Genomic DNA, 22649 nt, shown 5'->3' on the forward strand with positions numbered 1-22649 from the left:
GGCTCCCTCCCACTCGAAGCGGGAGGGAGCCGGGCCGCTGCGCGTACGGCCGGGGCTCCGGATTGCTCAGGCTCAGGCCACCCGCTCGCCCGCCCGCCACACCGCCGAGACCAGCGGCACCCCTGGCCGGTAGGAGAGGTGGACATGGCTGGGCGCGTCCAGCAGCAGCAGGTCGGCGCGGGCGCCGGGGGTGAGGCGGCCCACATCGGTGCGGCGCAGGGCCGCCGCCCCGCCCGCGGTCGCCGACCACACCGCCTCGTCCGGGGTCATCCCCATGTCGCGTACCGCCAGCGCGATACAGAACGGCACCGAGGAGGTGTAGGAGGAGCCGGGGTTGCAGTCGGTGGAGAGGGCCACGGTGGCGCCCGCGTCCAGCAGCCGCCGGGCGTCGGGCCACTCGGCCCGGGTGGAGAACTCGGCGCCGGGCAGCAGGGTGGCCACCGTGTCCGAGCCGGCCAGCGCCGCCACATCGGCGTCGGTGAGGTGGGTGCAGTGGTCGGCGCTGGCCGCGCCCAGCTCCACCGCGAGCTGTACGCCGGGGCCCGGGCCGAGCTGGTTGGCGTGCACCCGCGGTACCAGGCCCTTGGAGGCGCCCGCGGTGAGGATCGCGCGCGCCTGGTCGCCGTCGAAGGCGCCGCGCTCACAGAAGACGTCCACCCAACGGGCGTGCGGGGCACAGGCGTTGAGCATCTCGCCGGTGACGAGGGACACATAGCCGTCGGGGTCGTCGGCGTACTCCGGGGGCACGATGTGGGCGCCGAGGAAGGTGACCTCGTCGGTGTGGCGGGCCGCGATGCGCAGCGCCCGCTCCTCCTGGCCGGCGCTCAGGCCGTAGCCGGACTTGGTCTCGAAGGTGGTGGTGCCCTGCCGCAGGGCCTCGCGCAGATGCCGGGCGAGGTTGGCCTCCAGCTCGGCGTCGGAGGCGGCGCGGGTGGCGGCGACGGTGGTGCGGATGCCGCCCGCGGAGTAGGCGCGGCCGGTCATCCGGGCGTTGAACTCCTCGGTGCGGTCGCCGCCGAAGACCAGGTGCGAGTGGGAGTCGACGAAGCCGGGGAGCACGGCCCGGCCGCCCGCGTCGAGGTGGTTGTCAGTGGCGGGTGCTTTGCTGGAGGCACCTGTCCAGACGACGCGGTCGCCGTCCAGCACCACGGCCGCGTCCCGGATCAGACCGAGGGGCGAACCATCGCCGTGCGAGGGGGAGTTGGTGACGAGGGTGCCGATGTTGGTGAGGGCGAGAGTGGAGCCGGGGGCCGTGGCGGCGGGGGCGTCCGGGCCGTGGGCTCCGGGGTGCGCTGACGGCCCGGGTGGGGTGCTCATAGGTCCTTGTCTCCGCTCAGTGCGGCGATCGCCCCGGCCAGCGCCGAGGGCACATCGGGCACGGTGGTGTGCGTCCCGTCCCGGACCACCTGCCGGCCCGCCACGACGGTGTGCCGTACATCGGCCGCGGTCGCCGCGAAGACCGCGGTCTCCGCGCCGAGACGGGGCTCGGGTCCCGCGGTGCGCACGGTGTCCAGCGCCAGAGTGGTGAAGTCGGCGCGGGCACCGGCCTCCAGGACGCCCGCGTCGGGCCAGCCCAGTGCGGCGTGCCCGTCGGCGGTGGCGGCGCGCAGCAGGGCGGCGGCCGTCCAGTGGCCGCGGCGGCGGGTGCGGAGCCGCTCGTGCAGCTCCATGGTGCGGGCCTCCTCCAGCAGGTCGATCACGGCGTGGCTGTCGCTGCCCAGGGAGAGCGGGCTGCCGGCCCGCTGGAGGGCGGGCGCCGGGCCGATGCCGTCGGCGAGGTCGCGTTCGGTGGTGGGGCACATACAGGTGCCGGTGCCCGAGCCGCCGATCAGCCGGATGTCGTCGTCGGTGAGGTGGGTGTTGTGGACGCCGGTGGTGCGCGGCCCCAGCACGCCGTGGTCGGCGAGGAGTCGCGCCGGGGTGCAGCCGTGCGCCTCGTGGCAGGCGTCGTTCTCCGCGGTCTGCTCCGAGAGGTGTACATGCAGCGGCGCCTGGCGCCGCTCGGCCCACCCGGCCACGGTCGCCAACTCCCGTGCGGGCACGGCCCGTACGGAGTGGACGGCGGCGCCGATACGGGCGTGGTCGCGGTCCTTCAGCAGGGCGGCGCGCTCGGCCCAGGCCTCGGCGGTGCCGTCGCTGAAGCGCTGCTGGTGCACATCGGGCGGGGTGCCGAAACCGGACGAGAGATAGGCGGTGTCGAGGAGGGTGATGCGGATACCGGCCTCGTCCGCGGCGGCGATCAGCGCCTCCCCCATGGCGTTGGGGTCGTCGTAGCGGCGACCGCCGGGCGCGTGGTGCAGATAGTGGAACTCGCCGACGGCGGTGATCCCGGCGAGCGCCATCTCGGCGTAGACGGCGCGCGCCAGGCGGTGGTAGCTGTCCGGGGTGAGCCGGTCGGCGACCGAGTACATGACCTCGCGCCAGGTCCAGAAAGTACCGGAGCCGACCTGGACGGTGCCGCGCAGCGCCCGGTGGAAGGCGTGGCTGTGGGCGTTGGCGAGGCCGGGCAGGGTCAGTCCGCGCAGGGCGACCGCGCCCGGTGGCGGGGTGGCGACGTCGGTGCGGACGGCGGTGATCCGGCCGTCCGCCTCCTCCAGCACCACCCCCGGTTCGACCCGGCTGCCCAGCCAGGCGTGCTCCAACCAGTACGTCCGGGTCCGCTCGGTGGCAGTCACGTGCAGGCCAGCCCTTCCAGTACGTCGGCGAGTGCCCGTACCCCGGCGAGGCAGTCGTCCTCTCCGGCGTGCTCCGCCGGCGAGTGGGAGACGCCCGTGGGGTTGCGTACGAACAGCATGGCGGTCGGGATGCGGCCGGAGAGGATCCCGGCGTCGTGTCCCGCGCCGGTGCCGAGGACCGGTACGGGGGGCGCGCCGTCCGGGGCGAGGAGCCGGCCGAGTTCGTCGCGGAGGCTGTCGGCGAAGTCGACCACGGGCGTGAACGACTCGCGTACCACGTCGAGTCGGAGCCCGTGCCGGTCGGCGTGCTCGCGGGCGGCGGCCTGCACGGCGCCGACCACGGTGTCCAGGGTGTCCTGGTCCGGGGCGCGGGAGTCGAGCCAGCCGCGCACGAGGGAGGGGATGGCGTTGACGCCGTTGGGTTCCACCGCGATCTTGCCGAAGGTGGCGACGGCACCGGCGAGTTCGGCTTCCCGGCGGGCGGCGAGCACGGTCTCCGCGTAGCCGAGCATGGGGTCGCGGCGGTCCACCAGGCGGGTGGTGCCGGCGTGGTTGGCCTCGCCGTGGAAGTCGTACCGCCAGCGGCCGTGCGGCCAGATCGCGGAGGCGAGGCCGACCGGGTCGCCGGACAGGTCCAGGGCGCGGCCCTGCTCCACATGGAGTTCGACGAAGGCGTCGATACGGGCGAGCCGCTCCGGGGCGGGGCCGATGGCCTCCGGGTCGTGTCCGGCGGCCTCCATCGCGGCGGGCAGGGTGAGCCCGTCGCCGTCGCGCAGGGCGAAGGCCTGCTCGCGGGTGAGGGCGCCCGCGGTGAGGCGGGAGCCGACGCAGGCGAGGCCGAAGCGGGCGCCCTCCTCGTCACCGAAGTTGACGATGCCCAGGGGGCGGGTCAACTCGGCGCCGCGGGAGCGGAGTTCGTCCAGCGCGGCGAAGGCGGAGACCACGCCGAGGGGTCCGTCGAAGGCGCCGCCGTCGGGTACCGAGTCCAGATGGGAGCCGGTGACGACGGCCCGCCCGGCGCTCGGGTCACCGAGCCAGGCCCACTGGTTGCCGTTGCGGTCGAGCTCGCAGTGCAGGCCGCGGGACTCGGCCTGCGCCCTGAACCACGCCCGGCAGTCGGCGTCGGCGGACGTCCAGGCGTAGCGCCGGTATCCGCCGGAGCGCTGGTCACGGCCGAGGGGCTGGAGGTCCCGCCACATCGCCGTGAAGTCCTGGGTCGCCGCCGGCCGGCGCGGGTTCCCGGTGGCTGGTGACGGGGCGCTCACTCGCCCTCCCGCATCGGTACCCGCACGCCGCGCTCGTCGGCGACGGTCTCGGCGATGTCGTAGCCGGCGTCGACATGGCGGATGACGCCCATGCCCGGGTCGTTGGTGAGGACGCGGCGGATCTTCTCCCCGGCGAGCCTGGTGCCGTCGGCGACGGAGACCTGCCCGGCGTGGATGGAGCGGCCCATGCCGACGCCGCCGCCGTGGTGCAGGGAGACCCAGGAGGCGCCGGAGGCGACGTTGACCATGGCGTTCAGCAGCGGCCAGTCCGCGATGGCGTCGGAGCCGTCGAGCATGGCCTCGGTCTCGCGGTACGGGGAGGCGACGGAGCCGCAGTCGAGGTGGTCGCGGCCGATGGCGAGCGGGGCCTGGAGTTCGCCGGAGGCCACCATGTCGTTGAAGCGCTCACCGGCCTGGTCGCGTTCGCCGTAGCCGAGCCAGCAGATGCGGGCGGGCAGGCCCTGGAAGTGGACGCGCTCGCCGGCCATCCTGATCCAGCGGTGCAGCGATTCGTTCTCCGGGAAGAGGTCGAGGATCGCCCGGTCCGTCTTGTGGATGTCGGAGGCCTCGCCGGACAGCGCGGCCCAGCGGAACGGGCCCTTGCCCTCGCAGAACAGCGGCCGGATGTACGCGGGGACGAAGCCGGGGAAGGCGAACGCCCGCTCGTAGCCCGCGAGTTGCGCCTCGCCGCGGATGGAGTTGCCGTAGTCGAAGACCTCGGCTCCGGCGTCCATGAAGCCGACCATGGCCTCGACGTGCCGTGCCATGGACTCGCGGGCGCGCCGGGTGAATCCGGCCGGGTCCTTGGCGGCGGCGTCGGCCATGTCGTCGAAGTCGACGCCGACGGGCAGGTAGGCGAGCGGGTCGTGGGCGGAGGTCTGGTCCGTCACGATGTCGATCGGGGCGCCCTCGGCGAGCATCCGCGGCAGCAGTTCGGCCGCGTTGCCGAGCAGGCCGATGGAGAGCGGCCGGCGCTGGTCGCGGGCCTCGGTGGCGAGCTGGAGGGCGTGGGCGAGGTTGTCGGCCCTGACGTCCAGGTAGCGGTGCTCGATACGGCGCTCGATGGCGCGCGGGTCGCAGTCGATGCAGAGGGCGACGCCGTCGTTCATGGTGACGGCGAGCGGCTGGGCGCCGCCCATGCCGCCGAGGCCCGCGGTGAGGGTGACGGTGCCGGCCAGGGTGCCGCCGAACTTCTTCGCGGCGACGGCGGCGAAGGTCTCATAGGTGCCCTGGAGGATGCCCTGGGTGCCGATGTAGATCCAGGAACCGGCCGTCATCTGCCCGTACATGGTCAGGCCGAGCTGCTCCAGGCGCCGGAACTCCTCCCAGTTCGCCCAGTCTCCGACCAGGTTGGAGTTGGCGATGAGGACGCGCGGGGCCCACTCGTGGGTCTGCATCACGCCGACCGGGCGGCCGGACTGGACGAGCATGGTCTCGTCCTGCTTGAGGGTGCGCAGGGTGCGGACCATGGCGTCGAACGAGCGCCAGTCGCGGGCCGCCTTGCCGGTGCCGCCGTAGACGACGAGCTTGTCGGGGTGCTCGGCGACCTCGGGGTCCAGATTGTTCTGCAGCATCCGCAGGGCGGCTTCCTGCTGCCAGCCCAGGGCGCTGAGTCCGGTGCCGCGCGGTGCTCGTACGGGCCGCGGTCCTGTCATGGTTGCCTCCTCGCGTGCCGGCCGGCACTCGGCGGTGTGGACGATCGGCGTTCGATGTTATTCACATCTTGGCGGCATGAATAGAGCTAGTCAACAGTGGGGTCGGGGCCGCCGGCCGGGCGCCGGAATCCCCAGGCCGGCAGCTCGGAGCCGTACCCGGTCGAGCCGCCGTTCTCGTCGGCCATCCGCAGACCGCCGAGGTTCCAGCCCTGGCGCAGTGCGTCCTCGTGCCGCTCGGCGAGCAGGACGCGGTCACGGCTCCGCTCGAAGACGTACACCTGCCACTCCGAGCCGGCCGCGAAGCGGTGCTCGTGATCGGGGTGGATGTGGTCGGCGAGCACGGTGAGGAACTCGCCGTCCCTCCCCTGCACCCGGACCCGCACCGTGTCCGGCTCCTCCTCGTGGCGGGTGATGCCGGTGACGCGGGCGGTGCGGGCGACGGGATCGATCGCGGGCAGCCGGCGGCAGTGGAGCACGCTGAAGGCGGCCATCATCAGCGCCGGCACCCCGCCGGCCGCGAACAGCCAGTACAACCCGGCGCCCACCTCCGGCAGTTGCGCCCGGACAAGGAGGTACGCGGCGCCCGACGCTGCGACCAGGAAGACAGTCACGCCCGCCCAGAGCAGCCGTCCGCGCGCCAACCGCCACCGTGGCGACGGGTACTTCCGCTGCGACATGGTTCCCCCCGGATGGAACGGCCCGCGCGGTCCGCCGGCCTGCCACCCGTTCCTACCCGGAACCGGCGCGGGGTGAGAGCTACTCGGCGAAGAGTTGCCGGGCCGCGGCGCGGGCGTCGAACTCCTCCAACCGGGCCTGGGCGTCGGGGAGTTCGTCGCACATGGCCTCCATCAGGACCCGCCCCAGCAGCATCGGCGCACAGGCCGTGTCGAAGGCGAGACCGGTGCCGACCGCCGCCGGAAGCAGCAGATCCGAGGCCTTGGCCACCGGCGCGAAAGCGCTGTCCGCGACGGTGACGACGGTGAGCCCGGCGGCCCGCGCGTGGTCCAGCGCGTCGACCACCTCGCGCGGATACCGGGGCAGCGCGAAGCAGAGCAGCGTACTGGCACCGGCCCGGGCCGCCGCGTCGATACGGTCCGCCAACATGCTGCCGCCCTCGTCCAGCAGCCGGACGTCGGGGTGGACCTTGGCGGCGAAGTAGGCGAAGCCGAAGGCCTGGGCGGCGGCGGCCCGCAGCCCCAGGACCGGCAGCGGGCGGGAGGCGGCAAGCAGCCTCCCGGCCTCCTCGACCGGGCCGGGGTGGGCCAGCACCTCGGCGAGGTGCCGGAGGTTGTCGATCTCGGCGGCGACGGCCTGCTGGTAGGCGTTGCCCGCGGACTCCTCGGCGGGCGGGCGCTGCGGGGCGGTGTCGCGCAGGTGGCGGCGGAGCGCCGGGTAGCCGTCGAAGCCGAGGGCGACGGCGAAGCGGGTCACGGAGGGCTGGCTGACCCCGGCCAGTTCGGCCAGTTCCACGCTGGACAGGAACGGCACATCGGCGGCCCGGCGCACCATGCTGTGCGCGATCCGGCGCTGGGTGGGGGTGAGGCGGTGGCCCTCGAAGAGCGCCTGGAGCCGCCGGGCGGGACTGTCGGCGACGGTCATGGTGGGCTCCCCTCCCGGCCCCCGCGGAAGGCCCGGCCTCCAGCGGTACGCACGGACTCCCGCGCTACGCACGGACTCCCGCGCTACGCACGGACTATTCAGACTGCAAGCACTCTGCATGAAGGTATGCACCCGGGGCAACAGAGACCGCCGAGACGCCGCCCCGGCGCCCCACCTCCGCTGGCCTACTTCAGGCGGGACGAGGCCACGATCGACACGATGTGCGCCGGGACCAGCAGCCACACCACCGCGGTGATCACCACCACACACACCCGGGTCACCGCCATCCCGCCCAGCGCCGCGTCGGCGACCGCGGCCACCAGCAGCACCAGGGTGGCCTCGATGCCGTTGCAGACGCGGTGGATCTGCACCGAGGACGCCAGCCGGCGCAGCCGGGCGAGCCCCGCGGCCCGCGGCACCACGGACTGGTCGGACGCCTTCTCCATCCCGCTGTCGGCCCGCGCCACATGCACCAGGTCCGAGGAACTCTTCAGCAGCAGTACGCCGATGCCCGCGGCGAGACCGGCGACCACATACCAGTCGAGGCCCAGGGAGGAGGCGCGGAAACCCATGCCGATCATGACGGCGGCGTCCGCGAGATAGGCGCCGAGCCGGTCCAGATAGACGCCGAGCGGGCTGAACTGGCGGCGCCAGCGCGCCACTTCACCGTCGACGCAGTCCAGCAGCAGATACAGCTGCATGAAGACGACGGCGAGCACCGCGCCGCCGAGGCCCGGTACCAGCAGCGCGGCACCGGACAGCACCCCGGCCACCACCATGACCACGGTGAGCTGGTTGGGCGAGATCCGGGTGGGCAGCAGCAGCCGGGTCACCCGCAGTGAGACGGCCCGCATGTAGAGACGGCCGGCCCAGTGCTCCGCCCGGCTGTCGAGCTTGCCCGGGGGGTGGATCACATGGCGCAGTTCGTCGAGCTGGACCCTGGTCATCTGGTGATTCTCTCCTGTCGCACCGGTGGCACCCGCCCCTGCCTCGGCGTCCCACGCCCGGCGGGTGCAGGGGTAAGCATGACGCAGAGCCGTTCCGGGTGCGGCGGCGGTCCTCCGCAGGGCGAAGAGGGGGGTTAGCCCCACTGTCCGGGGCGCCGCCGATCCGTACCGTGAACGGCATGGACGCTTCTGACACCGATCTCAAGAAGGACCTCGACGCGACCCTGCACGCCCGCAGGGACCTCGGCGATGACTACGACTCGGCGCTGGTCGACTCCTTCATGGAGAAGGTGGACCAGCGTCTGGACAGCGCGGTGGAGCGCCGGGTGCGGCGCCAACTCGCCGAGCAGCAACTGGTGGTGGCGCGCGGCGCGCAGCAGCCGCAGTCGGCGGACTCCTGGGGCGAGCGGTTCGGCTTCGCCGTGATCACCCTGATCCTGGCGATCCCGCTGTCCGCGATCGCCGCGGTCCAGACGGGCCTCGCCGGCCTGGTGGTGTCCTGGCTGGGCATCGTCGGAGTCAACGCCGCCCAGGCCTACCGCGGCACCCTCCGCCTCCGCCCCGACCGCCCGGCCTCCGACTGGGAGGAGTGAACGGGCCCTGCCCTGGGGGGAGTTGGCGTACGGCTCCCGGTACCGGCCCCGTCGCGTCCGGTGCGGCGGGGCCGGGTGCGGCGGGGCCGGGGTGGGTCAGCTTCGGGCCAGGTAGGCCAGGAGGTCCTGGCGGCTGACGACGCCGGTGGGGCGGCCGTCGACCAGGACGATCGCCGCGTCGGCCCGCTCCAGTACCGACATCAGGTCCGCCAGCGGCTCGCCGGAGCCGACCTGGGGCAGCGGCGGCGACATATGGCGGTCCAGCGGGTCGCCCAGCTCGGCCCGCTGGGTGAAGAGGGCGTCGAGCAGTTCGCGCTCCACCACCGAGCCGATGACCTCGGCGGCCATCACATCGGGGTGGCCCGCGCCCGGCTTCACGATCGGCATCTGCGAGACGCCGTACTCGCGCAGCACCTCGATGGCCTGGCCGACGGTCTCCTCCGGGTGCATATGGACGAGGGACGGCATGGCGCCCTCCTTGCGGGAGAGGACGTCGCCGACGCGGGGCTGGTCGCCGCCCTCGTCGAGGAAGCCGTAGTCGTTCATCCACTCGTCGTTGAAGATCTTGCTGAGGTAGCCGCGGCCGCTGTCCGGGAGCAGGACCACCACCACGTCGTCCGGGCCGAGGCGCTCCGCCACCCGCAGGGCCGCGACGACCGCCATCCCGCAGGAGCCGCCCACCAGCAGGCCCTCCTCCTTGGCGAGGCGGCGGGTCATCTGGAAGGAGTCCTTGTCGGAGACGGCGACGATCTCGTCGGCGACGCTCCGGTCGTAGGCGGTGGGCCAGAAGTCCTCACCGACGCCCTCCACCAGGTACGGCCGCCCGGAGCCGCCGGAGTACACCGAGCCCTCCGGGTCGGCGCCGATCACCCGCACCCGGCCGTCGCTGGCGTCCTTGAGGTAGCGGCCGGTGCCGGTGATGGTGCCGCCGGTGCCGACGCCCGCCACGAAGTGGGTGATCCGGCCGTCGGTCTGCTTCCACAGCTCCGGCCCGGTGGAGTGGTAGTGGGAGAGCGGGTTGTTGGGGTTGCTGTACTGGTCCGGCTTCCACGCCCCGGGCGTCTCCCGCACCAGCCGGTCGGAGACGTTGTAGTACGAGTCGGGGTGCTCCGGGTCGACCGCCGTCGGGCACACCACGACCTCCGCGCCGTACGCCCGCAGCACGTTGATCTTGTCGGTGGAGACCTTGTCCGGGCAGACGAAGATGCACTTGTAGCCCTTCGTCTGGGCCACGATCGCCAGGCCGACGCCGGTGTTGCCGCTGGTCGGCTCGACGATGGTGCCGCCCGGCCGCAACTCGCCGCTCTCCTCGGCGGCCTCGATCATCCGCAGCGCGATCCGGTCCTTCACCGAGCCACCCGGGTTGAAGTACTCGACCTTGGCCAGGACGGTCGCCCTGATGCCCGAGGTGACGTGGTTGAGCTTCACCAGCGGGGTGTCGCCGACGAGGCTGATCATCGATTCGTGGAAGTGCACCGTGGTCTCCGGCCGCCCTGAATGTGAAAAAGAGATGGTCGCGTGCAGCCTAACGAGCCGCGGTGCCCCCGGACCGGTCTTCCCCGAGAGATCCACGGCCCGAGCTTCACCCTCCGCAGGCGGTTGGTGCACCACCTGTATGGGGCAGTGAGTTGATGTACGAGGACGGCCGGGCCGGGAGGTGGGTGCGGGAGATGTCGAGGGCGAGGGTGGCGCGGCGGATCGCCGCGGGCGCCGCATACGGCGGCGGCGGGGCCGGACTGGTGGGAGTGGCCGCGGTGGGGCTGCTGCTGGCCGAGGCCGAGCTGGCCAAGCACCGGGTGGGCAACCACGGCGGCGAGGACCCGCGGCCACCGCGTACCAACGGCTTCTACGGCCGCGCCCTGGCCGGGCTCCCGGCCGGTGCGGAGCCGCTGCGCTTCGCCATGCTGGGGGACTCGACGGCGGCCGGGCAGGGCGTGCACCGGGCCCGGCAGACCCCGGCCGCGCTGCTCGCCTCCGGCCTCGCCGCGGTCGCGGAACGCCCGGTGGAGCTGCGCAACGCGGCCCTGTCCGGCGCCCGTTCCGACGACCTGGACCGGCAGGTGAGCGAGATCCTCGCCGACCCGCGCTGGGTGCCCGATGTGTGCGTGGTGATGATCGGCGCCAACGACGTCACCCACCGGATGCCCGCCACCCGCTCGGTGCGCTGCCTCTCGGCGGCGGTACGGCGACTGCGGACCGCGGGGGCCGAGGTGGTCGTCGGCACCTGCCCGGATCTCGGCACCATCGAGCAGGTGGCGCAGCCGCTGCGGTGGCTGGCCCGGCGGGCCTCCCGGCAGTTGGCCGCCGCGCAGACCATCGGCGTGGTGGAGCAGGGCGGGCGGACGGTGTCGCTGGGCGATCTGCTGGGCCCCGAGTTCGCGGCGAACCCGCGCGAACTGTTCGGCCCGGACAACTACCACCCCTCGGCCGAGGGCTATGCGACGGCGGCGATGGCGGTCCTGCCGACGCTCTGCGCGGCGCTCGGGGTGTGGCCGGAGGAGGAGCGGCCCGATGTGACCCGCCGCGAGGGCTTCCTGCCGGTGGCCCGCGCCGCCGCGGAGGCAGCGGGCGAGGGCGGTACGGAGGTCACGGCCGCCATGCCGAGCGGGCCGCGCGGACCCTGGGCCCTGCTGAAGCGCCGCCGCCGGCGCCGCCTCCCGCCCACCGACGCCCCGGCCCCCACCTCCGACGCCCCCCGCCCGGCGCCATGACCCCATCCGCCGCCCGCCCCGCCGTCCCCGTCCGCCCGGCGGGGCGACCGGGCGGGCCGGTGCGGTCGGAGTCACACCATCGCAGGCGTGACGACGGCGCTACGTACGGGTAACTTCCAGCTCGTCCCCTGCCGCCGCCTCCCCCTTCCCCCCTCACCTGCCAGGAGCCGTGATGCCCGAAGCCGTGATCGTCTCAGCCGCCCGCTCCCCCATCGGCCGCGCCTTCAAGGGCTCACTGAAGGAGCTGCGGCCGGACGACCTCACCGCCACCGTGATCCAGGCCGCGCTGGCCAAGGTCCCCGGTCTCGACCCGCGGGACATCGACGATCTGATGCTCGGCTGCGGTCTGCCCGGCGGCGAGCAGGGCAACAACCTGGGCCGGATCGTCGCTGTCCAGATGGGCCTGGACCGCCTGCCGGGCTGCACCATCACCCGCTACTGCTCCTCCTCGCTCCAGACCAGCCGGATGGCGATGCACGCCATCAAGGCCGGGGAGGGCGAGGTGTTCATCTCGGCCGGTGTGGAGATGGTGTCCCGCTTCGCCAAGGGCAACTCGGACACCCTGCCCGACACCCACAACCCGCTCTTCGCCGAGGCCGAGGCCCGTACCGCGGCCGTCGCCGAGTCCGAGGGCGCCGACTGGCACGACCCGCGCGAGGACGGCCTGCTGCCCGACCCGTACATCGCCATGGGGCAGACCGCGGAGAATCTGGCCCGGCTCAAGGGGGTGACCCGCGCCGAGATGGACGAGTTCGGGGTGCGCTCGCAGAACCTCGCCGAGCAGGCCATCGCCAACGGCTTCTGGGAGCGGGAGATCACCCCGGTGACGCTGCCCGACGGCACCGTGGTCAGCGGGGACGACGGGCCGCGGGCCGGGGTCACCATGGAGGGCGTCAGCGGTCTGAAGCCGGTCTTCCGCCCGGACGGGCTGGTCACCGCGGGCAACTGCTGCCCGCTCAACGACGGCGCCGCCGCACTGGTCGTCATGAGCGATACCAAGGCCCGCGAGCTGGGTCTTACCCCGCTGGCCCGGATCGTCTCCACCGGTGTCTCCGGCCTCTCCCCCGAGATCATGGGGCTGGGTCCGGTGGAGGCGTCGAAGCAGGCGCTGGCCCGGGCCGGCCTCGGTATCGGCGACATCGACCTGGTGGAGATCAACGAGGCCTTCGCCGCCCAGGTCATCCCCTCCTACCGGGAACTGGGCATCGACCTGGACCGGTTGAACGTCAACGGCGGCGCGATCGCCGTCGGCCACCCCTTCGGTATGACGGGGGCGCGCATCACCGGCACGCTGATCAACAGCCTCCAGTTCCACGACAAGCAGTTCGGCCTGGAAACGATGTGCGTCGGCGGCGGCCAGGGCATGGCCATGATCATCGAGCGGCTGAGCTGAGGCGCAGCGGAGGGTGGGGGTCGCCTGAGGAACGAAGGCGGCACCCGCCCGCAGCGAAGCCGAAGCGGAACGCGACCACAAGAGATACGCGGCTGAGCTGAGGCGCGGCGGGGAGCCTTTGGAATCGCGGTCGTACGGCCGCTCTCGTGGCACCCATTCGTGATGGAATCTCCCCCAGGATGTGACCAACCCCCTGGGGGAGGTCGGTATGCGCAGCTCAGCACGGGGGCGGCGGAAGACCGGGGTGGATGCCGGGCCGAAAGACCTGTCCCTTTCGTGACGTAATGCACTGACAGGCGGTTAGTCCGGGCTTCAAGCTGATGTAGGAAGTCGGGGGTCGACTTGAAACCGGGAGAACGTCAGTGAGCGCCATGCCTATCGCCCTGCTGTTCACCACGGCCACCGCCACGGCCGTGAGTGGCGCCGCCCTGTACGCGGTACACGGGCTCCGCAAGCAGATCGCCGCACTGCACACCGAGGTCGTCGCCCACTCCGCCGCGACCCGCCCCCACGTCCCCGCCGCCCGCAGTACCGGCGACGGCGAGGCGATACGCACCGCCGTCGCCGAAGCCCTGGCCGAGGAGCGGGAGCGGGAGATGGCGGAGGCCCGAGCGTTCTGGGCCGCGCAGGAGACACGGGACGCCTCCGACGCCCCGTCGATCCTGGGCCTGCCCGGCGACGAGCTGTATCTGCCGCGCCAGTCCGACTTCCTGGGGCTCGCCGGCCAGGACGCCTCCGAGTTCGCCGAGCTGTCCGAACTCCAGGACCTGCAGAAACTCGACGGCATCGAGGGCGCCGCGGACGCCGCGGACGCCGAACGGCTGGGGGCCTTCGGCTTCCTGGAGCCGGTCGCCGAGCACGCGGAGAGCGCCGAGGAGGAGGGTGCCGAGTCCGCCGAGCTGGCCGCGGCCCGCCGCCGCCACCCCTCGCACCCCGACTTCGTCCCGCACCCCTCCGGTGCGCCCGGCGGGGACCATGAGCGCACCGTGAACTGCCTGGAGGACCTGGCCCGTTCCGGCACCGCCCTCGCCGATGTGCGCCCCGGGCCGCTGGGCACCCTCGATGTGTATGTCTTCGAGGACGGCACCACGCTCTGTATGACGCCGGGCCACCGGGAGACGGCGCAGCAACTGGCCGAGGCGGTGCGCGGCGGTGAGGCGCCGGTACTGGTGGGCGGCTCCGGGGTCTCCGGCGCCTATGCGCTGACCTTCTCCTTCGGCACCCGGAACGTGTACATCCTGGCGGACCGCGTCATCGCGTCCCCCTGAAGCCCGAAACCCGAAGCCTCCGGGACCCGAGGAGGCCGTCCCACCGCGCGCCGGAGTGTCAGACTCCGGCGCGTTCGCGTGCCTGCTCCACCAGGGCCGCGGCGCGCGCCACCTCGTCGGGGAGGGTCAGTACGACGGCGAGGTCGGCGCCGGCCACGGTGAGCTGGTCCGCAGCGGCGAACATTCCGGCGTCCGGCATCTCCCGCGGGGGACAACCGGGGCTCTCGATGCGCTGCGCCCACCGGGAGAGTTCCCTGGCCAGCGCCAGCGCCTCGGCGGCGGCCCCGCGCTGGAGGCGGCTCTGCGGGGCGGCCCGCAGCCGGTCGGCGAAGTGGTCCACGGCGGCGGTGAGAGGTGTGGTGTCGGGCACCTGGTGACCTTATGCGTCCGGTGCGGACTGTTGCCAACGCCGGGAGGGTCAGGCACGGTGGCGGAAAAGGTACACATCGAATGCGTCCGGAGGCGCCGATGTCCCAGGTCTTCTCCGAGCAGACACACCAGAACATGCTGGCCCGGATTCCGGAGTGCACCGGCCGCGAGATCGCGGACTGGCTGCACGCCGTGGACGAGGGCCCCGCACTCTTCCGGTTCGAAGAGAAGGTGAGCTGGCTGCGCACCGAGCACAACCTCGCCTACGGGCACGCGAAAGCGATCATCCACGAACACGATCTGCGGCGGGCCGCGCGCAAGTTCCAGTAACTCCACTGAGCCGTACGGCAGTTGCGTGCTGCCACGCGGCACCGCCGGTCCGCCCGTGCGGCGTGCGGACCCACATGGAACGGCCGCCGCGGCGCCTCGGAGTCGAGGTGCCGCGGCGGCCGTGTGGGTCGAGCCGCGTGCCCGGCTGCGGTCCAACCGCCGGGCGGGGTGCGCTAGTTGTCGCCCTGGAGGATGGCGATCAGGCGCAGGAACTCCATGTAGATCCAGACCAGGGTCATCGTCAGCCCGAAGGCCGCCAGCCAGGACTCCTCGCGGGGCGCGCCGTAGGCGATGCCGTCCTCGACCTGCTTGAAGTCCAGGGCGAGGAAGCAGGCGCCGAGCAGTACGCCGAGGATGCCGAAGGCGATGCCGAGGCCGCCGCTGCGGAAGCCGAGGCCGTCGCCGCCGCCGAAGACCGCGAAGAGCAGGTTGACCGCCATCAGCAGCAGGAAGCCCATCGCGGCGGCCATCACAAAGCCGTAGAAGCGGCGGTTGACGCGGATCCAGCCGGCCCGGTAGGCGACGAGGACGCCGACGAAGACGGCCATGGTGCCGATCACGGCCTGCATGGCGGCGCCGCTCGCGATGCGGTTGTCCACGACGCTGGAGATCACGCCGAGGAAGACGCCCTCACATGCCGCGTACGCCAGGATCAGCGGCGGGCTGGCCTTGCGCTTGAAGGACTGGACGAAGCCCAGCACCATCGCGATCAGCCCCGCGCCGATGGCGATGCCGTACGAGCGCTTGAGGTTGGCGTCGTCCACGGGCAGCGTGGCCCAGGCGATCGCCGCGGTCACGATGAGGATGCCGAGCGTGGTGGCGGTACGCATCACCACGTCGTCCATCGTCATCCGCCCGGCACCGGCGGGGGCCTGCGGCGGCGCCCCCTGCACCTGGCCGTACGGGTTCGCGTAGGGGTTGGCGGGTGCCTGGGCGTACGGGTTGCCGCCCGCGTACGGGCTGCCCTGCGTACCGGCAGCGGGGCCCCCGGTCTGCGGCGCCGTGTGGAAACCGGCGTAGCCGTTGTCTCGACTGAACCCCCGCCTCGAGAAGACCGGGTTGCTGCTCCTCATGTCACTCCTCCATCACCACCGTGCGTGGGCCTTGCGCTCAAGAGTAATGGGTAGGCAAAGGGGCGACCCTACTGCCTGGGGAGGATCTTTTTCCTCCTGTGACCCGGAACCCGTGGTGGGGCACGATGATTCCCCCTCCGGCCCAGGGCGCGCCAGCGGGGGTGGCGTTCGCGGACCCGGTTGGCCGGAAAAGCCGTTGACCTGGGCCTCTGTTCCTGATTTCCGGGTCCCTTCACTTCAGCTTCACTGGTTCACCCGTAAACTTCACATCATGCCCACTCCTCCCGAGTCCACCGATGTGCGCTCAGCCGCCGTGGTCAACGAGGAGATCCGCGCACTCTGGCGGCGCGCGGCCGGCCGCCTCACCACCGAGCAACGGCGGCGCTACGAACGGCTGATCACCGAATGGTCGGCGGCGGTCGCCCGTGAGTCCGCCACGCCGCGCCCCGCCCGCACGCCCCCTCAGCCCCGCGATCCGCGCACCCCGCGCGGCGCCTGCCCCGAGTGCCAGGCGGCCGGCGGCCCGCCGGATCGAACCTGAGCCGGGCCGACGGGGCGTCAACTGGGGGCTGAGAGAGCCCAGTTGGCACAGTTCCCGGGGCGGGACACACCATCAGAATCAGCCGTTCCCGACAGCCGCTGCGGCAGCCACACCGGCGGCAAGGTGCCGGGTGCCTCACCTCTCCTTGAAGGTGACCGTCTTGGAGTCCTCGTCGTAGTCGAAGTCCCCGGTGAAGCCCCAGTTCTTCCAACCGCCGTCGCCGTGGGTCCTGATGGTCCCCGAGTCGAGGGCGAAGACGTCCACCCCGTCGACGGTGGCCAGATGCTCCAGACCGGAGACCCCGGAGAAGGAGAGGTCGTTGAAGGATTTGGCGGTGATGATGTTCTTGCCGGGGAAGGCGCTGCCGTACTCGTCGAGCAGGGAATGGGTCAACTCGGCCTTGTCGCCCGGCACTTTGCCGTCGTAGTCGGTGCCCGGGTATTTCCCCTCGGTGTACTTGGGCGTCTCGTCGTCGAAGTGGACGGTGTTCTCGCCGGTGGGCATGGAATCGGCGTCCAGGTCGGCGGGCTCCGGCTTCTCGAAGGTCGCCTCCATTCCGTCGCGGGTGGCGTTCCCGTAGTAGGCCCAGTTGGTGTGGCCGCCGTCGCCGTCGTTCTTGAAGGTGCCCTTGTCGAAGACGTAGACGTCGAAGACGGCACGGCCGGAGGCGATGTCGTCGCCCTCCTCGTCCTCGGTGTACTCGTTGGAGTTCAGCCGGTAACGGCCTTTGTGGACAAAGGAGTCGGGCTCGTCGACCCAGTGCGAGTCCTGCTCGGAGTGCATGGCGACCACGTTGTAGTCGGGGTAGCAGCGGCGCAGGTCGTTCACCAGCATCCGCACCGCCTGGGTCGAACCCTCGTCGTCCAGCGGCGAGTAGGTGTTGTAGTAGCGGCTGCGGTCGGGGAGTTCGACCCCTTCGACCTGGCAGCCCTCGTCGCCCGGCTTCCAGCCCTTCTTCCGCTCGGGGTGCGGCGGCTGGTGGAAGGTGACGGTACGGCGGTCGTCGCTGATGTCGTACACCCCGCGGAAGGCACGGTTCTTCCAGCCGAGGTCCGCGTCGTCGGCCCAGGTGAACTTGCCGCTCTTGAAGGCGTAGACGCGGTAGGTGGTGCCGCTGATCTCGACCGTCTCGACCAGGGCGGTGCCGTCCATCTCCTGGAGGTTCCCCTCGTGGGGCTGGGCGATGACGATGTTGTAGTCCGGCATACAGTAGGCGAGGTCGTCCAGCGCCAGTTTGACCCGCTTCTCCTTGTTCTTCTCGTTGTCGACCTTGTCGATGACGAAGTTGACCAGCCAGGAGTAGCCCCAGGCGGCTGCCGTGCTGAGGGGGCCGTTGCCCGGTACGGAGACACTGGAGTGGGAGGAGCGCTCCCGCGGCTCGAAGCAGAGGCTGGGCAGCGCGTTGCCCTCACCCTTGTCCGAACTGCCGTCCTTCTCCCCGGACTTGGCCGATCTACCGGACGACGTCTCGGGGTCCTCCCCCTTGGGCGCGGTGGCCCGCCGGAGGGTGTCGTCACCGTCGGACGCGGCCCTGCGTACCGAACTGCCGTCCCCGGTACCGTCGTTGGCGACATCGTTATCATCGGCGCAGCGGCTGTCCCCTCCCGAGGTGACGATGCGGCAGATCTGCCGGTGCACGGAGGTGGCGATGTCACCGCCGAGCGTGGCACCGGCGATCCCGGCCACCACCAGTACGACGACGCCCAGTATGGCCAGGTACTCGACCGCCCCCTGACCGGTGCTCGTCCGTATGTCGCGGCGTAGCCGCTCGCTGCGTCTCACACCCGTCACCTCGCCGTGGCTCGCTCGCGTCACCGGAGCGGAGCCACCCCGGCCTCGGCACGGTAGCGACAGCACGGGGACCCACGTCCAGGGCCCGAAGACCCATCAGCGGGCCCACCTGTGAAAAGCAGGGACTGCGGTAACTGGCTTTGTCCGTAAGGGAGTTGGACGGAGCGCCTCGCAAGGGCGGTGGGATCCGCGGGTCGGATCCGGTGGTGTGCCCCGTCATCGTTCGCGTCCGGCTCCGCGGGTAACGATGGTGCCCGGAACCGGACTTGAACCGGTACGCCCCGAGGGGGCAGCGAGGTTTAAGCTCGCCGTGTCTACATTCCACCATCCGGGCCGGGGCGCGGGTGTCACCTCACTAGATGATCCATCGTGGAGCCTAGCGGGGGGCTCAGGCCTAACACCGGGGCGTTGAACCGATGTTGTCTTATTTTATTGAGGCCTGAGAGTGCGTCAGATCATGTCACACCGCTGGCCACACCTCTGAGCGGGCTCCGCCGTTCCAGAGGGAACAGGACAGGGATTGACGAGAATTCACCGTCGCCCGATCCGGCGCACAGGGAGCACGATCCGCGGGTGCCGGCGGGGGCTGTGCGCCGGGTGTGCCACGAGTACGGCGGAGGTGCGCCGGGTGTGCTCCGGGGCGCCCTCCGCGAGCCGCCCCGACCGACCCGGCCGCCCGGGGTGCTACGCAGGTCTGGTGGGTGGGTCCTCCGCAGGTATGACTCGGCGGGGCCCGGTGCGACCGGAGTCTGTCCCGGAAAGGGGAGTTGCGGGTGACGTGGAGGCGCGGGCCGGGCAGGAACCATGGGGAGGGTCCGGCCGCGGGACTCGCCACCACGGGAGCCCGGCGGCGGGGCCACCGTCCCCGGCACCGCACGACAGGAGCGTCCCCACGTGAGCACCACTGACTTCGCCCGGCCGGCCACCGCCGTGGCGGCCCGCGCCACCGAGCTGACCAAGGTCTTCGGTGAGGGGGAGACCCGGGTGGTCGCCCTGGACCAGGTCTCGGTCGACTTCCGTCAGGGCGAACTGACCGCGATCATGGGTCCGTCGGGTTCGGGCAAGTCCACGCTGATGCACTGTGTGGCGGGGCTGGACGACTTCTCGTCCGGTTCGGTGCGGATCGGCGACACCGAGCTGGCCTCGCTGAAGGACAAGCAACTGACGCGGCTGCGGCGGGACAAGATCGGTTTTATCTTCCAGGCGTTCAATCTGCTGCCGACGCTGACCGCGCGGGAGAACATCACGCTGCCGATGGACATCGCGGGGCGCAAGCCGGACAAGGAGTGGCTGGACAGCGTCACCAGCATGGTGGGGCTCGCGGACCGGCTGAGCCACCGGCCGGCGGAGCTCTCCGGCGGTCAGCAGCAGCGGGTGGCGGTGGCACGGGCGCTGGCCTCCCAGCCGGAGATCATCTTCGGTGACGAGCCGACCGGCAATCTGGACTCCCGGTCCGGCGCCGAGGTCCTCGGCTTCCTGCGCAACTCGGTGCGGCAGATGGGGCAGACCGTGGTGATGGTCACCCATGACCCGGTGGCCGCCACCTATGCGGACCGGGTCGTCTTCCTCGTCGACGGGCGGATCGTGGACGAGTTGAAGGCGCCGACGGCGGACGCGGTGCTGGACAGGATGCGGAGCCTGCCGGGCAGCGGCGGTGCCCCCGCGGCCCCGGCCCCCGCCGAGCCCAGCGCCTGACCGGTCCCGCCCGCCCCTCCGTCCCCTGCCTCTGTCCGTCCCGTCTTTCCGCCTGCCCTCCGAGCGGCCGCGCGCGCCTGCGCCCGTCGCCGCTGCCGCCTTCCGTGGCCGCCGTAGTGCTGCCGCCTGTCTCCAGGACCTCCTGACATGTTCCGTACCGCCCTGCGCAACGTGCTTGCGCACAAGGCGCGGCTGCTGATGACCGTGCTCGCCGTGATGCTCGGTGTGGCCTTCGTCTCCGGCACCCTCGTCTTCACCAACACCGTCTCCGACGCCCTCCAGCGCAGTTCGGCGAAGGGGTTCGACCAGGTCGACGTCGCTGTGACACCGGTGTACCCCCCGGACCGCGGGGACCGGCTGTCGGAGGAGACGCGGCTGACGCCCAGGCTGCGGGAGCGGCTGGCGGCGGTGCCGGGGGCGCGTTCGGCGGTCGGTGTGGTCGGCGGCTTCACCGCGGTGGCCGACCGGCACGGCAAGCTCGTCGGCGGCGGTTTCCAGTCGCAGGGCGCCAACTACTGGGCGGGCAAGGGCGGTTCGGATCCGCGCTATCCGATGGAGCAGGGGCGGGCACCGCACGGCGCGGGGGAGGTCGCCCTCGACGCGAAGACCGCGGAGCGGGCCGGCTACCGCGTCGGGGACACGGTGCGGATCTCGGTGGACGGGCCGGTGCTGACGCCGAAGGTCAGTGGTGTCTTCACCACGGACGACGGCAATGTGGCGGCGGGCGGCAGCCTCACCCTGTTCGACACGGCGACCGCGCAGCACGTCTTCCACAAGAGCGGCCGCTTCGACGAGATCGATGTGGCGGCGGCCCCCGGCACCGGGCAGGAGGCGCTGAAGTCGGCGGTCGACAAGGCGCTGCCGAAGGACCTGGCGGAGACCACCACGGGCCGTCAGCTCTCCGACGACCAGGCGCGGTCCATCGCCTCGTCGATGAGCAGTATGAAGACGAGTCTGCTGGTGTTCGCGGGGATCGCGCTGTTCGTGGGTGTCTTCATCATCGCCAACACCTTCACCATGCTGGTGGCGCAGCGCACCCGGGAGTTGGCCCTGCTGCGTGCGGTGGGCGCGTCCCGCCGTCAGGTGACCCGCTCGGTGCTGGTGGAGGCGCTGGTGGTGGGTGCGGTCGCGGCCGTCGCGGGGCTGCTCGCGGGGATCGGGATCGGTGCCGGACTGCGGTCCCTGGTGGGGTCGTTCGGTGCTTCGGTGCCGGACGGGCCGCTGGTGGTGTCGGGCGGCACGGTGGCCGCGGCGCTGTCCGTCGGTGTGCTGGTGACGGTGTTCGCGGCCTGGCTGCCGGGGCGGCGGGCGGCAAAGGTGCCGCCGGTGGCCGCGATGAGCAGTGTCCATGCGGCGCCCACGGCCCGTTCGCTGGTGCTGCGGAACACGATCGGTGCGCTGTTCACGGCGGCCGGGGTGGCGGTGGCGCTGGCCGCGTCCGCCATGGAGGGCTCATCGGGGCAGGCGCTGCTGGGGCTGGGTGCGGCGCTGCTGGTGATCGGGGTGTTCGTGCTGACGCCGCTGCTGTCGCGGCCGCTGATCGCGGCTTCGGGGCCGGTGGTGCGGTGGTTCGGGACGCCGGGGAGGCTGGCCCGGCAGAACGCGGTGCGCAATCCGCGGCGTACGGCGGCGACGGCGTCCGCGCTGATGATCGGTCTGACGCTGATCACGGGGCTCACGGTGATCGCGGGCAGTGCGCAGCAGTCGATCGACAAGATGGCGACGTCCGCGCTGAAGGCGGACTACATGGTGTCGATGGCGAACCTTGAGCGCCTCTCCCCCGATGTGGAGAAGAAGCTGGCGGCGACCGAAGGGGTCACGGCGACCAGCCCGCTGCGGGACGCCCCGGCACGCGTCGAGGGCGAGTCCCGGTATCTGATCGGGGTGCGCGGGGAGACGATCGGCCAGCTGACCGATCTGCCGGTGCGCGACGGCAGGTTCACGGTGGGCGGCCGGAACGTGGTGGTGGACGAGAAGACCGCGAAGGAGCACGGCTGGCACGTCGGGGACCGGTTCACCGGGTCGTTCGAGGACGGCGGCAAGGAGCGGCTGACGGTGGCCGGTGTCTATGACGGCAACGAGATGCTCAACGGGATCCTCGTCGACAACGCCACGCTGACACCGCACCAGCGCACCCCCGGGGACATGCAGGTCATGGTGAAGGCCGACGGCGGTGCCTCGGCGGCGGTGAAGGACCGGCTGGAGAAGGCGCTGGGCGACAATCCGGCGGTGCTGGTGCAGGACAAGAAGGATGTGTCCGAGAGCATCGCGCAGACGTTCACGCTGATGCTGAACATGCTGTACGGGCTGCTGGCGATGGCCGTGGTGGTGGCGGTCCTCGGCGTGATCAACACGCTGGCCATGTCGGTCTTCGAACGCGCCCAGGAGATCGGCATGTTGCGGGCCATCGGTCTGGAGCGGCGCGGGGTGAAGCGGATGGTGCGGCTGGAGTCGGTGGTGATCTCGCTGCTCGGCGGGGTGCTCGGGGTGGGCCTGGGACTGTTCTTCGGCTGGGCCGCGGGCCGTCTGATGGGCAGCGAGATGCCCACCTACGAGCTGGTCGTGCCGTGGGCCCGGATGGCGCTGTTCCTGCTGCTGGCCGCGCTGGTCGGGGTGCTGGCGGCGCTGTGGCCGGCGCGGCGCGCGGCCCGGCTGAACATGCTGGCGGCGATCAAGTCCGAGTAGCGGCCGGGGAGTTGGGTGCTGCGGTCGGGGTCCGTCCGGTGGGACGGGCCCCGACGGCG

General features: G+C 72.1%; 19 protein-coding genes and 1 tRNA gene. 8 read left to right on the forward strand and 12 right to left on the reverse strand.

Going from position 1 to position 22649, the window contains the following annotated elements:
• Nucleotides 1–72: 72 nt before the first annotated feature.
• The 7 genes from hutI to ACFVST_RS08820 form a co-directional block, all read right to left on the reverse strand.
• Nucleotides 73–1317, reverse strand: a complete 1245-nt coding sequence (gene hutI / locus ACFVST_RS08790; RefSeq protein ID WP_390148272.1) for an imidazolonepropionase — start codon at nucleotides 1315–1317, stop codon at nucleotides 73–75.
• Nucleotides 1314–2675, reverse strand: a complete 1362-nt coding sequence (locus ACFVST_RS08795; protein WP_390148274.1) for a formimidoylglutamate deiminase — start codon at nucleotides 2673–2675, stop codon at nucleotides 1314–1316. The genes hutI and ACFVST_RS08795 overlap by 4 nt, the downstream gene beginning before the upstream one ends.
• Nucleotides 2672–3874, reverse strand: a complete 1203-nt coding sequence (locus ACFVST_RS08800; RefSeq protein WP_390148496.1) for an allantoate amidohydrolase — start codon at nucleotides 3872–3874, stop codon at nucleotides 2672–2674. Before ACFVST_RS08800 ends, ACFVST_RS08795 begins: the two co-directional genes overlap by 4 nt.
• 62 nt (nucleotides 3875–3936) lie before the next feature.
• Entirely contained in the window at nucleotides 3937–5595 is a 1659-nt protein-coding gene (gene hutU / locus ACFVST_RS08805) for a urocanate hydratase (RefSeq protein ID WP_390148276.1), read from the reverse strand.
• 86 nt (nucleotides 5596–5681) lie between these two features.
• Nucleotides 5682–6272 (reverse strand): hypothetical protein, encoded by a 591-nt coding sequence (locus ACFVST_RS08810; RefSeq protein WP_390148278.1) that lies wholly within the window; start codon nucleotides 6270–6272, stop codon nucleotides 5682–5684.
• Between the two features lie 79 nt (nucleotides 6273–6351).
• Complete coding sequence (locus tag ACFVST_RS08815) at nucleotides 6352–7194, reverse strand: MurR/RpiR family transcriptional regulator (RefSeq protein WP_390148280.1); 843 nt, start codon at nucleotides 7192–7194, stop codon at nucleotides 6352–6354.
• A 185-nt stretch (nucleotides 7195–7379) separates the two neighbouring features.
• Nucleotides 7380–8141, reverse strand: coding sequence for a CDP-alcohol phosphatidyltransferase family protein (locus ACFVST_RS08820; RefSeq protein ID WP_390148282.1), 762 nt, complete (start codon nucleotides 8139–8141; stop codon nucleotides 7380–7382).
• Nucleotides 8142–8320: 179 nt separating this feature from the next.
• Here ACFVST_RS08820 and ACFVST_RS08825 point away from each other — a divergent pair, with 179 nt between their 5' ends.
• Nucleotides 8321–8734: a hypothetical protein gene (locus ACFVST_RS08825; protein ID WP_390148284.1), complete on the forward strand. Its 414-nt coding sequence runs from the start codon at nucleotides 8321–8323 to the stop codon at nucleotides 8732–8734.
• 96 nt (nucleotides 8735–8830) lie between these two features.
• Here the strand turns inward: ACFVST_RS08825 and ACFVST_RS08830 are convergent, their stop codons facing one another.
• Nucleotides 8831–10210, reverse strand: coding sequence for a cystathionine beta-synthase (locus tag ACFVST_RS08830; protein WP_390148286.1), 1380 nt, complete (start codon nucleotides 10208–10210; stop codon nucleotides 8831–8833).
• Between the two features lie 185 nt (nucleotides 10211–10395).
• On the opposite strand from ACFVST_RS08830, the gene ACFVST_RS08835 reads away from it, so the two are divergent.
• The 3 genes from ACFVST_RS08835 to ACFVST_RS08845 all read left to right on the forward strand — a co-directional run bounded on the left by ACFVST_RS08835 (nucleotide 10396) and on the right by ACFVST_RS08845 (nucleotide 14106).
• Nucleotides 10396–11445 carry an SGNH/GDSL hydrolase family protein gene (locus tag ACFVST_RS08835; RefSeq protein WP_390148498.1) on the forward strand — a complete coding sequence of 350 codons (1050 nt, stop codon included), beginning with the start codon at nucleotides 10396–10398 and terminating at the stop codon, nucleotides 11443–11445.
• A 172-nt stretch (nucleotides 11446–11617) separates the two neighbouring features.
• Entirely contained in the window at nucleotides 11618–12838 is a 1221-nt protein-coding gene (locus tag ACFVST_RS08840) for an acetyl-CoA C-acetyltransferase (RefSeq protein ID WP_390148288.1), read from the forward strand.
• Nucleotides 12839–13209: 371 nt separating this feature from the next.
• Entirely contained in the window at nucleotides 13210–14106 is an 897-nt protein-coding gene (locus ACFVST_RS08845; RefSeq protein ID WP_390148500.1) for a hypothetical protein, read from the forward strand.
• A 58-nt stretch (nucleotides 14107–14164) separates the two neighbouring features.
• Here ACFVST_RS08845 and ACFVST_RS08850 read toward each other — a convergent pair whose 3' ends face one another.
• Complete coding sequence (locus ACFVST_RS08850; protein WP_390148502.1) at nucleotides 14165–14446, reverse strand: hypothetical protein; 282 nt, start codon at nucleotides 14444–14446, stop codon at nucleotides 14165–14167.
• A 128-nt stretch (nucleotides 14447–14574) separates the two neighbouring features.
• On the opposite strand from ACFVST_RS08850, the gene ACFVST_RS08855 reads away from it, so the two are divergent.
• Nucleotides 14575–14805 carry a DUF4287 domain-containing protein gene (locus tag ACFVST_RS08855; protein WP_390148290.1) on the forward strand — a complete coding sequence of 77 codons (231 nt, stop codon included), beginning with the start codon at nucleotides 14575–14577 and terminating at the stop codon, nucleotides 14803–14805.
• A 173-nt stretch (nucleotides 14806–14978) separates the two neighbouring features.
• Here ACFVST_RS08855 and ACFVST_RS08860 read toward each other — a convergent pair whose 3' ends face one another.
• Nucleotides 14979–15878, reverse strand: coding sequence for a Bax inhibitor-1/YccA family protein (locus ACFVST_RS08860; protein ID WP_390148292.1), 900 nt, complete (start codon nucleotides 15876–15878; stop codon nucleotides 14979–14981).
• A 271-nt stretch (nucleotides 15879–16149) separates the two neighbouring features.
• Between ACFVST_RS08860 and ACFVST_RS08865 the strand changes: the two genes are divergently transcribed.
• Nucleotides 16150–16419, forward strand: coding sequence for a hypothetical protein (locus ACFVST_RS08865; RefSeq protein ID WP_390148293.1), 270 nt, complete (start codon nucleotides 16150–16152; stop codon nucleotides 16417–16419).
• A 135-nt stretch (nucleotides 16420–16554) separates the two neighbouring features.
• On the opposite strand, the gene ACFVST_RS08870 is transcribed toward ACFVST_RS08865, so the two are convergent.
• Nucleotides 16555–18201: a hypothetical protein gene (locus ACFVST_RS08870; RefSeq protein ID WP_390148295.1), complete on the reverse strand. Its 1647-nt coding sequence runs from the start codon at nucleotides 18199–18201 to the stop codon at nucleotides 16555–16557.
• A gap of 257 nt (nucleotides 18202–18458) precedes the next feature.
• Nucleotides 18459–18544: transfer RNA gene (locus ACFVST_RS08875), tRNA-Leu, on the reverse strand.
• A 560-nt stretch (nucleotides 18545–19104) separates the two neighbouring features.
• On the opposite strand from ACFVST_RS08875, the gene ACFVST_RS08880 reads away from it, so the two are divergent.
• Entirely contained in the window at nucleotides 19105–19905 is an 801-nt protein-coding gene (locus ACFVST_RS08880) for an ABC transporter ATP-binding protein (RefSeq protein WP_390148296.1), read from the forward strand.
• 147 nt (nucleotides 19906–20052) lie between these two features.
• Entirely contained in the window at nucleotides 20053–22590 is a 2538-nt protein-coding gene (locus ACFVST_RS08885; RefSeq protein ID WP_390148298.1) for an ABC transporter permease, read from the forward strand.
• Nucleotides 22591–22649: the final 59 nt, after the last annotated feature.

The sequence above is a fragment of the Streptomyces sp. NPDC058045 genome, assembly GCF_042885635.1.
Classification (GTDB): domain Bacteria; phylum Actinomycetota; class Actinomycetes; order Streptomycetales; family Streptomycetaceae; genus Streptomyces.

Excerpts from the sequence above, each read along its gene's own strand:
- ACFVST_RS08865 (WP_390148293.1), top strand. The coding sequence starts at position 16,150 with ATGCCCACTCCTCCCGAGTCCACCGATGTGCGCTCAGCCGCCGTGGTC.
- ACFVST_RS08800 (WP_390148496.1), bottom strand. The coding sequence starts at position 3,874 with ATGTGGCGGGACCTCCAGCCCCTCGGCCGTGACCAGCGCTCCGGCGGA.
- hutI (WP_390148272.1), bottom strand. The coding sequence starts at position 1,317 with ATGAGCACCCCACCCGGGCCGTCAGCGCACCCCGGAGCCCACGGCCCG.
- ACFVST_RS08810 (WP_390148278.1), bottom strand. The coding sequence starts at position 6,272 with ATGTCGCAGCGGAAGTACCCGTCGCCACGGTGGCGGTTGGCGCGCGGA.
- ACFVST_RS08885 (WP_390148298.1), top strand. The coding sequence starts at position 20,053 with ATGTTCCGTACCGCCCTGCGCAACGTGCTTGCGCACAAGGCGCGGCTG.
- ACFVST_RS08860 (WP_390148292.1), bottom strand. The coding sequence starts at position 15,878 with ATGAGGAGCAGCAACCCGGTCTTCTCGAGGCGGGGGTTCAGTCGAGAC.
- ACFVST_RS08840 (WP_390148288.1), top strand. The coding sequence starts at position 11,618 with ATGCCCGAAGCCGTGATCGTCTCAGCCGCCCGCTCCCCCATCGGCCGC.
- ACFVST_RS08825 (WP_390148284.1), top strand. The coding sequence starts at position 8,321 with ATGGACGCTTCTGACACCGATCTCAAGAAGGACCTCGACGCGACCCTG.
- ACFVST_RS08855 (WP_390148290.1), top strand. The coding sequence starts at position 14,575 with ATGTCCCAGGTCTTCTCCGAGCAGACACACCAGAACATGCTGGCCCGG.
- ACFVST_RS08815 (WP_390148280.1), bottom strand. The coding sequence starts at position 7,194 with ATGACCGTCGCCGACAGTCCCGCCCGGCGGCTCCAGGCGCTCTTCGAG.
- ACFVST_RS08820 (WP_390148282.1), bottom strand. The coding sequence starts at position 8,141 with ATGACCAGGGTCCAGCTCGACGAACTGCGCCATGTGATCCACCCCCCG.
- hutU (WP_390148276.1), bottom strand. The coding sequence starts at position 5,595 with ATGACAGGACCGCGGCCCGTACGAGCACCGCGCGGCACCGGACTCAGC.
- ACFVST_RS08845 (WP_390148500.1), top strand. The coding sequence starts at position 13,210 with ATGCCTATCGCCCTGCTGTTCACCACGGCCACCGCCACGGCCGTGAGT.